Source organism: Arthrobacter sp. E70, from assembly GCF_058266945.1.
Map to the genome: position 1 here is coordinate 19,816 of NZ_JBYQFR010000003.1, position 12,670 is coordinate 32,485.

15 protein-coding genes are annotated in these 12,670 nt (G+C 68.0%); 9 read left to right on the top strand and 6 right to left on the bottom strand.

The window, feature by feature from the left end; all coding sequences use genetic code 11:
* The first annotated feature begins 6 nt into the window (after positions 1–6).
* On the top strand, positions 7–855 hold the full coding sequence (locus AC3IMC_RS04000) for a PHP domain-containing protein (RefSeq protein WP_490917134.1): 849 nt from the start codon (positions 7–9) through the stop codon (positions 853–855).
* A gap of 12 nt (positions 856–867) precedes the next feature.
* Here AC3IMC_RS04000 and AC3IMC_RS04005 read toward each other — a convergent pair whose 3' ends face one another.
* From AC3IMC_RS04005 to AC3IMC_RS04020, 4 genes are all read right to left on the bottom strand, one after another.
* Positions 868–1,740, bottom strand: a complete 873-nt coding sequence (locus AC3IMC_RS04005; RefSeq protein WP_490917135.1) for a DNA-methyltransferase — start codon at positions 1,738–1,740, stop codon at positions 868–870.
* Between the two features lie 9 nt (positions 1,741–1,749).
* Positions 1,750–3,435, bottom strand: coding sequence for a DEAD/DEAH box helicase (locus tag AC3IMC_RS04010; RefSeq protein WP_490917136.1), 1,686 nt, complete (start codon positions 3,433–3,435; stop codon positions 1,750–1,752).
* A gap of 332 nt (positions 3,436–3,767) precedes the next feature.
* The gene (locus tag AC3IMC_RS04015) at positions 3,768–4,175 is read right to left on the bottom strand and encodes a DUF302 domain-containing protein (RefSeq protein ID WP_490917137.1); all 408 of its coding nucleotides are present in this window, start codon (positions 4,173–4,175) and stop codon (positions 3,768–3,770) included.
* A gap of 82 nt (positions 4,176–4,257) precedes the next feature.
* Positions 4,258–4,515 carry a metal-sensitive transcriptional regulator gene (locus AC3IMC_RS04020; protein WP_043452296.1) on the bottom strand — a complete coding sequence of 86 codons (258 nt, stop codon included), beginning with the start codon at positions 4,513–4,515 and terminating at the stop codon, positions 4,258–4,260.
* Positions 4,516–4,637: 122 nt separating this feature from the next.
* Here AC3IMC_RS04020 and AC3IMC_RS04025 point away from each other — a divergent pair, with 122 nt between their 5' ends.
* The 8 genes from AC3IMC_RS04025 to AC3IMC_RS04060 all read left to right on the top strand — a co-directional run bounded on the left by AC3IMC_RS04025 (position 4,638) and on the right by AC3IMC_RS04060 (position 10,444).
* Complete coding sequence (locus tag AC3IMC_RS04025) at positions 4,638–5,255, top strand: rhodanese-like domain-containing protein (protein ID WP_490917138.1); 618 nt, start codon at positions 4,638–4,640, stop codon at positions 5,253–5,255.
* Positions 5,252–6,010, top strand: coding sequence for a sulfite exporter TauE/SafE family protein (locus tag AC3IMC_RS04030; protein WP_490917139.1), 759 nt, complete (start codon positions 5,252–5,254; stop codon positions 6,008–6,010). Before AC3IMC_RS04025 ends, AC3IMC_RS04030 begins: the two co-directional genes overlap by 4 nt.
* A 22-nt stretch (positions 6,011–6,032) precedes the next feature.
* The gene (locus tag AC3IMC_RS04035; RefSeq protein WP_490917140.1) at positions 6,033–6,374 is read left to right on the top strand and encodes a rhodanese-like domain-containing protein; all 342 of its coding nucleotides are present in this window, start codon (positions 6,033–6,035) and stop codon (positions 6,372–6,374) included.
* Positions 6,375–6,421: 47 nt separating this feature from the next.
* On the top strand, positions 6,422–6,718 hold the full coding sequence (locus tag AC3IMC_RS04040; RefSeq protein ID WP_490917141.1) for a rhodanese-like domain-containing protein: 297 nt from the start codon (positions 6,422–6,424) through the stop codon (positions 6,716–6,718).
* A gap of 60 nt (positions 6,719–6,778) precedes the next feature.
* On the top strand, positions 6,779–7,141 hold the full coding sequence (gene trxA / locus AC3IMC_RS04045; RefSeq protein ID WP_490917142.1) for a thioredoxin: 363 nt from the start codon (positions 6,779–6,781) through the stop codon (positions 7,139–7,141).
* 31 nt (positions 7,142–7,172) lie between these two features.
* Positions 7,173–7,547, top strand: coding sequence for a rhodanese-like domain-containing protein (locus tag AC3IMC_RS04050; RefSeq protein ID WP_490917143.1), 375 nt, complete (start codon positions 7,173–7,175; stop codon positions 7,545–7,547).
* A gap of 98 nt (positions 7,548–7,645) precedes the next feature.
* Complete coding sequence (locus AC3IMC_RS04055) at positions 7,646–9,046, top strand: MBL fold metallo-hydrolase (RefSeq protein ID WP_490917144.1); 1,401 nt, start codon at positions 7,646–7,648, stop codon at positions 9,044–9,046.
* 117 nt (positions 9,047–9,163) lie between these two features.
* A complete protein-coding gene (locus AC3IMC_RS04060; RefSeq protein WP_490917145.1) occupies positions 9,164–10,444 on the top strand; it encodes an MFS transporter in 1,281 nt (426 codons plus the stop codon).
* A gap of 4 nt (positions 10,445–10,448) precedes the next feature.
* Here AC3IMC_RS04060 and AC3IMC_RS04065 read toward each other — a convergent pair whose 3' ends face one another.
* Both AC3IMC_RS04065 and thiE read right to left on the bottom strand, forming a co-directional pair.
* Positions 10,449–11,921, bottom strand: a complete 1,473-nt coding sequence (locus tag AC3IMC_RS04065) for an RNB domain-containing ribonuclease (RefSeq protein WP_490917146.1) — start codon at positions 11,919–11,921, stop codon at positions 10,449–10,451.
* A 39-nt stretch (positions 11,922–11,960) separates the two neighbouring features.
* A complete protein-coding gene (gene thiE / locus AC3IMC_RS04070) occupies positions 11,961–12,644 on the bottom strand; it encodes a thiamine phosphate synthase (protein ID WP_490917147.1) in 684 nt (227 codons plus the stop codon).
* Positions 12,645–12,670 lie beyond the last annotated feature (26 nt).

A 12,670-nucleotide genomic window follows, 5' to 3' on the forward strand; every position in this document is an offset into this window, starting at 1 on the left:
GGACAAGTGAGGATTGACCTGCATGCCCACTCCAACGTCTCCGACGGCACCGAGACCCCGGCCGGCGTCATGGCCTCAGCTGCCCGTGCGGGCCTGGACGCTGTGGCGCTGACCGACCATGACTCAACGGCGGGGTGGGCCGAGGCTGCCGCGGCCGCGGTGGCATGCGGCGTGGCGCTGGTGCCCGGCATGGAGGTCTCGTGCCGGACGGACGAGGGCATCAGCGTGCACCTGCTCAGCTACCTGCACGACCCCACGCACCCGGGCCTCCTCGAAGAGATCACCAAGGCCAAGGATTCCCGCCTGACCCGGGCCGAACGCATGGTCACGCTGCTGGCCGAGGACTACCCGCTGACGTGGGACGACGTGATCCACCACGTCGCACCGGGGGCGACCCTGGGCCGCCCGCACATTGCCGATGCCCTCGTTGCGGCGGGTGTGGTGGAGGACCGTTCGGAAGCCTTCGCCTCCATCCTCACCTCACGCTCGCGGTACTTCATCCCCCACTACGCACCCGACCCGGCCACCGCCGTCGAACTTGTCTGTGCGGCCGGTGGAGTGCCGGTCTTCGCCCATCCCGTGGCATCGGCGCGGGGAAGGATCGTGGGGGAGCGCACCTACCGGGAGATGATCGACGCCGGCCTGGCGGGCCTGGAGATCGACCACCGTGACAACCCGGAAGAGGGGCGCAGCTTCCTGCGCCGGCTCGCCGCCCGGCATGACCTGCTGGTGACAGGTTCCTCGGACTATCACGGGACCGGCAAGCCCAACCTGCTCGGCGAGAACGTCACCACCCCGGAAGTGCTGGCACGGATTGAGGCGCTGGGCACCGGTTCGGCCGTCATCCGGCCCTGACCCTCCAGCGGTTCACGTGGCCGGGAACGATGTAACTGTCGCGTGCGCACCCAACCGCTTGGCCATGATGTCGATGGCTGGCTGGTTCTGGTCCACCACGACGAATTTCCGGCCGAGCTTGGCGGCGACCGCACCGAGGGTGCCGGAGCCGGCGAAGAAGTCCAGGCACCAGTCGCCCGGCCGGCTTGAGGCCGCAACAACCCGGCGGACCAGGCCCTCCGGCTTTTGCGTGGGGTAGCCCGTCTTTTCCTTGCCGGTGGGGGAGACGATGGTATGCCACCAGACATCGGTGGGCAGCTTGCCCAGCTCCCGCTTGGCGGGTGTGACCAGTCCGGGCGCCATGTACGGCTCCCGGTCCACTTCGGCACTGTCGAAGTGGTACTTCGCCGGGTTCTTGACGTACACCAGGATGTTGTCGTGCTTGGTGGGCCAGCGGTTTTTAGCGCGGGCGCCGTAGTCGTAGGCCCAGATGATTTCGTTCAGGAAGCATTCGCGGCCGAAGATGGCATCGAGCATCACCTTGGCGTAGTGCACTTCGCGGTAGTCCAGGTGCAGGTACAGGGTGCCGTCCTCGGCCAGCAGCCGCCACGCCTCCACGAGCCGCGGCTCCAGGAACGACCAGTAGTCGCTGAACGCGTCATCGTAGCGGTGCAGGGCACCCTTGACGGTGTCGTAGGAGCGGCCCTTGAAGCCCACGCGGTCGCCTGTGCCCCCGGCGTTGGCCACCATCCTGGTTTCCTGGCGCTGCTGCGGCCGGCCGGTGTTGAAGGGCGGATCCACGTAAATCAGTGTGAAGGCGCCGTCCGGCAGCGTCGGGAGGTACGCCGCATTATCTGCGTGCACCACCAGGCTGCCGCCGTCCGGCGCCCAAACAGTGTCAGTCATCTCCGGCAGTTAGCCCTCGGAGGTGCCAGGCTGCGTGCCCTTGTCGGCACCGGCTACCACTTCGCCGTTGCGGCGGCGTGTACGGGTGCGGGTACGCCGGGCACGCGCAGGCTGTTCTCCCTCTGTTGCGGGAGCGGCGGCCTCGCCGGCGGCAGCGGTGGTGGCAGAGTCGGACGTACGACGGCGGCGCTGGCCTGAGCGGGACGCCGAGTCGCTGCTGCGCCCGCCTTCACTGCTGCGCCCGCCTTCGCGGCTGCCGCTGCTGCGGGTGCGGCCCCGGCCGTCCCGGTCCCTGCCACCGCGGCTGTTCTTCTTGCCGGTCTCGCCCAGGTCCTCGAGCACCTCGGCGTCGACGCCGGCAAGCGTCCGCTTGTCGCGCGGCAGGCGGCCCTTGGTTCCCTCGGGAATGTCCAGGTCCGTGTAGAGGTGCGGCGAGGAGGAGTAGGTCTCCACCGGCTCGGGCACGTTGAGCCCCAGTGCCTTGTTGATCAGCGCCCAGCGGGGAACATCGTCCCAGTCGACGAATGTGACGGCCGTGCCCTTGTTGCCGGCACGTCCGGTGCGGCCCACGCGGTGCAGGTAGATCTTTTCGTCTTCCACGCACTGGTAGTTGATGACGTGGGTGACATCCTCCACGTCGATGCCACGCGCGGCGACGTCGGTGGCCACCAGGACGTCCACCTTGTTGTTGCGGAACGCCCGCAGCGCCTGTTCGCGGGCACCCTGGCCCAGGTCGCCGTGGATGGCGGCGGCGGCGAATCCGCGGTCCACCAGTTCCTCGGCCACCTTCGCGGCGGTGCGCTTGGTCTTGGTGAAGATGATGGTGCGCCCACGGCCGCGGGACTGCAGGATGCGGGCCACCACTTCGGTCTTGTCCATGCTGTGCGCGCGGTAGATCAGCTGGCGGATGTCCCGCTTGGTCAGGCCCTCATCCTCGGGGTCAGCCGCACGGATGTGCGTGGGCTGGGTCATGTAGCGGCGCGCCATGGCGATGACGGGCCCAGGCATCGTGGCGGAGAACAGGAGGGTCTGGCGGACGGCGGGAGTGGCCGCGATGAGGGTCTCCACGTCCGGCAGGAAGCCGAGGTCCAGCATTTCGTCGGCTTCGTCCAGCACGACGATCTTGACGTTCTTCAGGCTCAGGTGCTTCTGCCTGTAGAGGTCGATCAGCCGGCCGGGCGTGCCCACGACCACCTCAACGCCCTGCTTCAGGGACTCCACCTGGGGCTCATAGGCGCGGCCGCCGTAGATCGTAGCGATCCTCGCGTTCCGCTTGGTCGATGCGGTCTGGAGGTCGTTGGCCACCTGGACCGCGAGTTCACGGGTGGGGACCACCACCAGGGCCTGCGGTGCGCCGGGAACGGCCAGCTTCGCGTAGCCGGGGTCGTCCTGCCCGATGACCCGCTGCAGCGCGGGGATGCCGAAGCCCAGGGTCTTGCCCGTGCCGGTCTTTGCCTGGCCAATGATGTCGTGGCCGGACAATGCCACCGGGAGGGTCATGGCCTGGATGGGGAAGGGGTGGGTGATCCCGGCATCGGACAGGGACTCGACGATGTCCGCACGGACGTTGTAGTCGGCGAAGGACTTTTCCGCGATTTCATGCGGCGTCTCGTCCGAGATGATGGTCTCTTCCGGCTCGATCGTCTCCGTGCCGGACGCATCGGTCAAAAGCTGGTGGGTATGCAATTCACTCACAGGGGAGTTTCCTTATTCATTTGGGCAATGGCGCTGCCTGCTCGACGGGCCGGCCGGGGCTGGCCGTTCCGGAGCACGCTCGGGCGCACACGCAGTTCCAGTGGAAGCCGATCGCGGGCTATCTAAATGCTGGCACTGGCGACCAGCGGGTGAATCTCAAGATCGCGTAGGGGCGGGCTTGTTGGTTTCAAAACATGGAAATCAACGACCGGGCATCCGTTTCTACGTGTTCAGTCTAGCCGCAAGGAGCCGAAAACACGGTTTCGGCGCCGGCGTGCACGCAGGCGGCCCAGCAGTCCCACCCGCCGCAGCGGGACGGAGGGCCGCAGTCGCTACCCCGCGATCGCGTCCAGGGCCCGGCGGAGGCGGGCGTCGGCGTCGTCCGCCACTTCTTTGACGGAAGGGGCGCCGCTGAGCTGGACCATGGTCTGGGGGTCAATGGCCTCGATGGTTGTTTCGCCCGCGCCCGGGGCCCTCCGGACCACGACGTTGCAGGGCAGCAGGGCGCCCATTTCGGGTTCGGCCGCCAGGGCACGGCTGGCGAGGGCGGGGTTGCAGGCGCCGAGGATGATGTAATCCCCGACGGCGGCAGCGGCCTCGGCGCCGAGCTTGGCTTGGAAAGTGTTCCGGACGTTGATTTCCGTCAGGATGCCGAAACCCTCCGCCGCCAGGGCGTCGCGGGTGCGCTGGACTGCTTCGTCCCAGGCGATGGGGACGGTGACGCTGTTGGTGTAACCCATGTCAGACTCCTTGGTTGGGCTGCAGTTCGGGCCGCTGGGGGTCAGGCTGTCAGGCGGTTTGGGCTGTCTGGCAGTTTGGCTCTCAGGCGAGGGAGAGGAAGAGCTTTTCCAGGTCTTTGCGGTCCATGGTTTCGTCCTTCTGGACGATGCACTGCTCCAGCCCGGTGGCGATGATGGCGAAGCCGGCGCGGTCAAGGGCCTTGGATACGGCGGCCAGCTGGGTGACGACGTCCTTGCAGTCGCGGCCTTCTTCAAGCATCCGGGTGACTGCGGCGAGCTGGCCCTGCGCGCGCTTGAGGCGGTTGATCACGGGGGTGAGTTCGGTGGGGTTCAGTTCCATGAGGGGTCTCCATCGGTAAGTTCCTGCGTCAACTATATACCCCCACGGGTGTTTTGACTACCCCCGGGGGTATCTGTAATACTCGGTGGGGTATTCCCCCGATACTTCCAGAGAGGCCACTTATGACTTCCCCTTCCAAGGCAACCGCCGTGACCGCACTCGCTCCCCAGACGCTGCAGACCTGGATCAAAGAGCACCAGGACCTGGTGGTGATTGACGTCCGTTCGGCCGCCGAATTCGAGTCCATGCATATCCGCGGCTCCTACAACGTGCCGCTGCCGCTGCTGTCGGAGCACACCGACGAGCTCGCCGCGCGGCTGGGCTCGCGGGTGGTCCTGGTCTGCCAGTCCGGCGTCCGCGCCGAGCAGGCCCGCCAGCGCATGGCCACCGTTGGCCTGGACACCGCCTACGTGCTCACCGGCGGGGTTCCCGGCTTCGCCGCCGCCGGCGGTGGCGTGGTCAAGGGCAAGGACCGCTGGGACCTCGAACGCCAGGTCCGCCTCGCCGCAGGCTCCCTGGTAATGCTGGGCCTGGCCGGAGGCAAGTTTGTCTCACCCAAGGTCCGCATGCTCGCCGGCGCCATCGGCACCGGGCTGACGTTCTCGGCCGCGACCAACACCTGCGCCATGGGCAAGGCCCTCTCGGCCATGCCGTGGAACAAGGCCGCCAAGGAACCCACCCGCGAAAGCGCCATCCTGCAGCTTCCCGTGCAGGCCACCGGCGAGGACGCAGCGGCATGATCCCTGCCCTGGCCCTGGGGCTCGTCGTCGGCATCGTCCTGGGCGTGGTGGGCGGCGGCGGGTCAATCATCGCCGTCCCGGCCCTCGTCTACGGGGTGGGCATGAGCCCGGCCCAGGCGATCCCGACGTCACTGTTGGTGGTCGGCGTGTCCTCGCTGGCCGCCCTGCTGCCCAGGGTCAGGGAAGGCCTGAACTGGCCCGTCATCGCGCTGGTCGGCGGGGCCGGCATCCCGGCAGCCTGGGCCGGCGCCGCCGTCGGCAGGCTGCTGGACCCGAACATCCTGATGCTCGCGTTCGCCGCGATCATGGTCGCCGCCGGCATCCGGATGCTCAGGAAACCCCGTGAAACCGAAGGCTCCTGCAGCACCGGCCCACACCGGGCCTTCCGCACCTGCGCGCCAAAAGCGGTAGGCGTGGGCCTGCTCGTCGGGTTCCTCACCGGCCTGCTCGGCGTGGGCGGCGGGTTCCTCATCACCCCAGCGCTCACCATCTTCCTGGGCCTGCGCATGAAGCAGGCTGTCGGAACCTCCCTGGCGATCATCGTGGTCAACTCCGCCGCCGGCTTCAGTGCCCATGCCACCGGCTACACCATCGACTGGGCCACCACCCTCGCCTTCGCGGTCCCGGCCATCCTCGGCTCCCTCATCGCCGCACGCCTCGCCCGCCGCCTGCACGACAAACACATCCGCATCTCATTCGCAGTGCTCATCTTCGCCGTCGCCGCATGGGTCACCGCCGGCACCGTCACCGCCTGACCCCTACCAACAGGAGAACACCATGGGACTTCTCGACTCCCTCAAGAAGGCCTTCAGCAAGCCCTATAAGACGATTTCAGTGGCGGACGCCAAGGAGCTCCTGGGTTCGGGCGCCACGCTCATCGACGTCAGGTCTGCCCAGGAATGGCGTACCGGCAGGGCTCCGCAGGCCAGGCACCTCCCACTGGACCGCCTGCAGGGCGGCACTGCCGGACTCCAGAAGAGCCGCCCGGTGATCGCCGTGTGCGCCTCCGGCGTGCGCTCCGCTTCGGCGGCGAGGCTCCTTGCCGCCCAGGGATATGACGCCTACTCGGTGCGCGGCGGCATGGCCGCCTGGCGCCAGGCCGGCGAACCCGTCCGCTAACCCAGCTCCACCCACCAGCCGCAAACCCATGTCAAAGGAGAACTCCCATGGCTGAAATCACCATCACCGAAACCAACCAGCGCCGCTCCACTGCCCGGATCCTGGACGTCCGCGAGGACTTCGAGGTTGCCGAGGGCATGATCCCGGGCGCAGTGCATATCCCGATGGGCCAGCTGCAGGCCCGCCTGGGCGAGCTCGACCCGGCCGTGCCCGTGATCGCTGTCTGCCGCAGCGGAAACCGCAGCGCCGCCGTCGCCGATGCCCTCAATGGTGTCGGCTACAAGGCAGACACCATGGCCGGCGGCATGACCGCCTGGACCCGCGCCGGACTCCCCACCGCTTAAGCCCGCCCCGCCCTTCCCGGGGCAACCAACAAGCTCCCCGCCCGAAAGGACACGCAAACCATGCCAGCCATCGACATCACCGAACAATCCTTCGCCCAGGCCCTGGAGGAGAACGACATCGTCTTCGTCGACTTCTGGGCAGCCTGGTGCGGCCCCTGCCGCATGTTCGCACCAATTTTCAGTGCAGCCGCAGAACGCCACCCGGACATCACGTTCGCCAAGGTTGACACCGAAGCCGAGCAGGCACTGGCCGCCGCAGCCAACATCACGGCCATCCCCACCTTGATGGCGTTCAAGGACAAGACCCTTGTCTTCTCACAGCCCGGAGCCCTCAACGCCACCGGCCTGGAGGAAGTCATCCAGGCCGTGAAGGACCTGGACGTGGAGAAGGCCCGCGCAGAGGCAGCGCACCAGCACGCCTGATCCAGTGCCGGGCCAACGAACGTTCCGCACAGTGACGGCAGATGAACTCGCCGCCGTGTGGCCCCGCGCCACGCTCGTGGACGTCCGGAGCCGGGAGGAACACGGCATCGCGCATGTGCCGGGCAGCCTGAACATCCCCCTGGATGAACTGGCCTCCCGGCTCAACGACCTGCCCAACACCTCCATCCACCTGCTATGCGGGTCGGGAAAGCGCAGCAGCCAGGCCGCCCGCATCCTCATCGACCGCGGATACACCGTGGTCAACGTGGCCGGCGGAATCACGGAGTGGTACCGGGGAGGCCACCCCGTCACCTATCAACAAGCCCCCGAAGAGCCGCCCAGGCAGGGCCCCGGCGCCGCGCCGGCACGCCTCCGCAGGTTCCTTCAACGACTGGCCAACAGGTAAAACACCCAGGCCGCAGTCCGCTTGCAGGATACCCCTGGGGGTATCTATACTGGATTCAGAACACCCCACATCCCCTTTCAACTGAAGGAGAGCACCACATGCTTATCGAGCGCATTTACGACGAAGACCTCGCCCAGGCCAGCTATGTCATTGGCTGCCAGGCCAAGGGAGAAGCCATCGTGGTGGACGGCCGCCGTGACATCGCCGTGTACCAGGACCTTGCCGCGAAGAACGGCATGAAGATCGTGGCAGTCACCGAAACCCACATCCACGCCGACTACCTCTCCGGCACCCGCGAACTGGCCGCCGCCACCGGCGCGAAGATCTACGTCTCCGGCGAGGGCGGGCCCGACTGGCAGTACGGGTTCGAGGGCGAGCGGCTCTACGACGGCGACACCATCACCCTGGGCAACATCAGCATCAAGGTCCTCCACACCCCGGGCCACACCCCCGAGCACCTGTCCTTCCTGGTCACCGATGGCGCGTTCAGCGACCAGCCCGGCTACCTGCTCTCCGGAGACTTCGTCTTCTCCGGAGATCTGGGCCGTCCGGACCTGCTGGACGAGGCAGCCGGCGGCATCGACACCCGCTTCGAGGGCGCCAAGCAGCTCTTCGCCAGCCTGCGCGACAAGTTCCTCACCCTGCCCGACTACGTGCAGGTCCACCCGGCCCACGGCGCCGGCAGCGCCTGCGGCAAGGCCCTGGGCGCCATCCCGTCCTCCACGGTCGGCTACGAACGCCTCTACGCCTGGTGGGGCCCCTACCTCGCAGCCAACGACGAGCAGGGCTTCATCGACGAACTCCTCGACGGCCAGCCCGACGCCCACGCCTACTTCGGCCGCATGAAGCGCGAAAACCGCGTCGGACCCGACGTCATGGGCGAGCGTGCACCGCTGAAGGAACTGGCCACCGCAGAGGTCGCCAAGGGCCTGGCAGAAGACGCCCTGACCTTCATCGACACCCGCTCCAACAGCGAGGTCCACGAAGGCACCGTGGTCCGGTCCCTGAACGTACCTGCCGGCAAATCCGTGGCCAGCTACGGCGCCTGGGTGGTCAACCCCGAAACCGACAAGAACCCCCTGGTGCTCCTGGCCAACAACCAGGAACAGGCCCAGGACATGTGGGACCACCTGGTCCGCGTCGGCATCGACAACGTGGCCGGTTACCTCACCAGCATCGAGGGGCTGCCCACCTTCACCCCCAAGCTGATCCAGCCCGGGGACCTCGAGGGCTTCGACGCCGCCATGGTCCTGGACGTCCGCAACAAGACCGAGCACAAGGCCGGCCACGTGCCGGGCTCGTACCAGCTCAGCGGTGGCCGCGTCATGTGGCACCTCGACGAGCTGCCGGCCGGCGGCACCATCGTCACCTACTGCCAGTCAGGCGTGCGGAACTCCGTAGCCGCCAGCGCCCTGCGCCGCGCCGGGTACGACGTCGTCGAACTCGACGGCAGCTACGCCGCATGGAACGCGTTCCAGAACAGCGTCCCCGCCGCCTAGCCAGCCGGCCAAAGACCGCCCGGGCAGGACCCCCCTCCTGCCCGGGCTCCCGGCCCGGGCGCGTCCCCCGCGCGCCCGGGCCATCCTCATGCCCAACGACCAGGACGGAGCACCCCGATGCCACATGGCAACCCACCGCAACACACTGCGGGACCTGCCGGAGCAATATTGGGCCTGCGGGAGAACCTGGCCCAGTTCATGCTTCTGGTGGCGGTCAACGCCCTGGTAGGTGGAACCCTCGGGCAGGAACGCACGGTCCTGCCCCTGCTCGCCTCCGAGGCCTTCCACCTTGACCTGTACACCGGGGCGCTGACGTACATCCTCGCCTTCGGCCTGGCCAAGGCTGTGACTAACTACTTCGCAGGCACCCTGTCCGACCGGCACGGCCGCAAACCCGTCCTCGTGGCGGGCTGGCTTGCGGCGATCCCCGTCCCGCTGATGCTCATCCTCGCCCCATCCTGGGGCTGGATTGTCGCGGCCAACGTGCTGCTGGGCATCAGCCAGGGCCTCACCTGGTCCACCGCCGTGATCATGAAAATGGACCTCGTCGGCCCCAGGCAGCGCGGCCTCGCCATGGGTTTCAACGAGGCTGCCGGTTACCTGGGCGTCGCCGTCACCGCGCTGGCCACCGGGTACCTCGCCTCCACCTACGGCCTTCGCCCCGCACCCTTCCTCCTCGGCGCCGCCTACATTGCACTGGGCCTCGGACTGACTGTGCTGGCGGTGCGGGAGACCCACGACCATGCGAAAACCGAAGCCGCCCGGCATTCCGGGCCGCACCGTCATGCGGGCTCGGGGCTTACCACGGGTCAGGTGTTCGCCCTCACCAGCTTCAAGGACCGCTCCCTCTCCGCCGCGAGCCAGGCCGGACTCGTTAACAACCTCAATGACGGCCTGGCCTGGGGCCTCTTCCCGGTCCTGTTCGCCGCGGCCGGGCTGGGCCTGGGCGAGATCGGCATCCTCGCCGCCGTCTATCCGGCTGTGTGGGGCGCCGGCCAGCTCGTCACCGGTGCACTGTCGGACAGGTACGGGCGGAAAACCCTGATCACCGCGGGCATGCTGGTTCAAGCCGCAGCGCTGGGGTTGGTGGCCGCCGGCACGGACTTTGGCACCTGGCTCGCCGCCGTCATCCTGCTCGGCGCAGGTACGGCCATGGTGTACCCCACCCTGCTCGCCGCCATTGGGGATGTGGCACATCCCGCCTGGCGGGCACGCTCCGTGGGCATCTACAGGCTGTGGCGCGACGGCGGATTCGCCGTGGGTGCCTTGCTGTCTGGAGTGCTCGCGGACGCCTTCGGGATACCCGCCGCCACTGCCGCCGTCGCCCTCCTTACCGCTGCGTCCGGCATGGTGGTCGCAGTGCGCATGCGCGGTACCGACCACCACGGTGGCAGCTGACCGCCTAGGGAACGAGTTCGAAGTGGACCTGCCGCGCCGTGATGTCCGAAGCCAGCAGCCGGACCCGGACCTTGGTCCCTGACTCCAGCTCGCCGGCGCAGCGGGCGGTCACCGCCGGCTCAGCAACCTGGATGATCCCCGAACTGCCGTTGCCGTTCCCGCCCTTCCCGTTGCCGTTCCCGTTTTGCGGCTTGGAGCCGGAGATCACGATGGCATCGAACTCCTGCCCGATGTGGTTCACCAGGAGCGCGGCCTCCACCGTGTCCAGGGCCAGCCGCTCCATCCGTGACGCCAGCTGGTCTGAACCTGCCATGATCCCCGGCAACAGCGGAAGGGCCTCACGGGCCCAGGCGGGCACATCCCCGCCGTTGCTCAACGCCTCACAAATCACCAGCACAAAGCGGTCCACCAGACGGCGCAACGGGGCGGTGGTGTGGGCATATGCGGCACCAATCGCGGACTGGACGGCGTCTTCCGGGACGGTCCCGTCGAAGGCGGTATAGGAGGCACCCCGGAACAGCATGCCGGCCGAATGCATGATGGCCAGTTGGCGCGGGTCCCTGGGGTCCAGGGACCGCAGGTACTCGCCGTAGCTCATTTCCCCATCCCACGGCCTGCCCAGCACCTCGGTTTGCAGCCGGAAGTGCCGCAGGGACCGCTCATCCGGCGCGGGCATGGTGCGCAGGATGCCCACCTTGCCGGCAAGCATCATCTGCGCCGCGGCCATGCCGGTCATCAGCGAAATCTGCGCATTCCAGTCCTCGACGGGAAGCTGCGGGACGGCGTCAATCCGGAAGCCGCCGTCGGGCAACTGGACGATCTCCTGCTCCGGCATGTTCAGGCTGGCGCCATTGCGTGCCCGCTCGAGTTGGACCCGCTTGAGGCCCACCTCGCGGAGCAGGTGCAGCACGGGGTGGGCGTTGCCGTCGTCGAGGGCTGCCTGCGCACCTTTGTAACTGAGCTTCTCGCGGCTGCGGACCCGCGCACGCCTGACGCCGACGGAGGAAACCTCGGCGTCGCCGTCGAGCACGAAATGCCAGACGAAAGCGGAGCATTCCTGGCCGGGCAGCAGGCTGCCGGCCCCCTCGCTGATGACCTCCGGATGGAGCGGGATGCGGCCGTCCGGCGCATAGAAGGTCTGGCCCCGGCGGCGCGTCTCGGCATCGAGCGGACCCCCCGGGGCAACGAATGCCGGCACGTCCGCGATCGCATACAGCACCCGGTAGCCGGTGCCCTCCTGTTCGATGAACACCGCCTGGTCCAGGTCCGTGGACGAGGCCGGGTCGATGGTCACGAATTCGACGCCGGTCAGGTCGTAGGAGGGCAGCTGCAGCGACGCCACCGCTGCTTCGGCGTCTTCGACGGCTTCTGCCGGGTACGGGCCGGGCAGCTCCAGTTCCGTCCGGAGCGCACCCAACGCTTCCTCAAGGGCATTCTTGTGGTCGTGGACGTTGGGGGCGAGCCGATGGTGTGACACAAAACTCAGCGTATCTCCAAGTACGCCGATAGCGCAGGCTCAGGACGTGGCGCTGTCCAGCGCGTCGAGCAGGGCGGCCGCTGCGGCGGCAGGATCGGCAGCCTCCGTGATCGCGCGGACCACGACGATCCTGCGGGCGCCGGCTTCCACCACCTGGTGCACGTTGCCGTGGTCGATGCCCCCAATGGCGAACCAAGGCACCGGGTCCCCGGCGTCGCCTGAGGCTTGGGCGGCGTACTTCACCAGGTCAGGGCCGACGGCGGCCCGGCCGGGTTTGGTGGGCGTGGCCCAGATCGGGCCAACGCAGAAGTAGTCCAGGCCCGAAGGGCCGCCCGTGGCGGCGAGGGCGGCGTCCACCTGGCCGGGGGTGTGGCTGGAGAGCCCGATGGCGGCGTTGCCGTTGACCAGGGTGCGGGCAGCGGCTAGCGGAAGGTCCTTTTGGCCGATATGGAACACCGGCGCCCCGGACAGCACCGCGATGTCCGCCCGGTCGTTCACCGCCCACAGCCTGCCGTGCCGCAGTGCGGCCTCCTTCAGCACCGCCAGGAGGTCCAGTTCCTCCGCGGCTTCGATGCCCTTGTCACGCAGCTGGATGATGTCCACACCGCCGGCAAACGCGGCGTCCACGAACTCCGCGAAGTCGCCGCGGTCCCGGCGCGCGTCCGTGCAGAGGTACAGGCGGGCGGTGTCGAGGGCAGGAATTAATGAGGGGGACTGATTCATGCGTGCAAGCCTAGTTCCTCTAAACT

Coding starts and splice junctions, on each gene's coding strand:
- AC3IMC_RS04055 (WP_490917144.1), top strand. CDS start 7,646: ATGCTTATCGAGCGCATTTACGACGAAGACCTCGCCCAGGCCAGCTAT.
- thiE (WP_490917147.1), bottom strand. CDS start 12,644: ATGAATCAGTCCCCCTCATTAATTCCTGCCCTCGACACCGCCCGCCTG.
- AC3IMC_RS04035 (WP_490917140.1), top strand. CDS start 6,033: ATGGGACTTCTCGACTCCCTCAAGAAGGCCTTCAGCAAGCCCTATAAG.
- AC3IMC_RS04060 (WP_490917145.1), top strand. CDS start 9,164: ATGCCACATGGCAACCCACCGCAACACACTGCGGGACCTGCCGGAGCA.
- AC3IMC_RS04005 (WP_490917135.1), bottom strand. CDS start 1,740: ATGACTGACACTGTTTGGGCGCCGGACGGCGGCAGCCTGGTGGTGCAC.
- AC3IMC_RS04030 (WP_490917139.1), top strand. CDS start 5,252: ATGATCCCTGCCCTGGCCCTGGGGCTCGTCGTCGGCATCGTCCTGGGC.
- AC3IMC_RS04020 (WP_043452296.1), bottom strand. CDS start 4,515: ATGGAACTGAACCCCACCGAACTCACCCCCGTGATCAACCGCCTCAAG.
- AC3IMC_RS04015 (WP_490917137.1), bottom strand. CDS start 4,175: ATGGGTTACACCAACAGCGTCACCGTCCCCATCGCCTGGGACGAAGCA.
- trxA (WP_490917142.1), top strand. CDS start 6,779: ATGCCAGCCATCGACATCACCGAACAATCCTTCGCCCAGGCCCTGGAG.
- AC3IMC_RS04040 (WP_490917141.1), top strand. CDS start 6,422: ATGGCTGAAATCACCATCACCGAAACCAACCAGCGCCGCTCCACTGCC.
- AC3IMC_RS04025 (WP_490917138.1), top strand. CDS start 4,638: ATGACTTCCCCTTCCAAGGCAACCGCCGTGACCGCACTCGCTCCCCAG.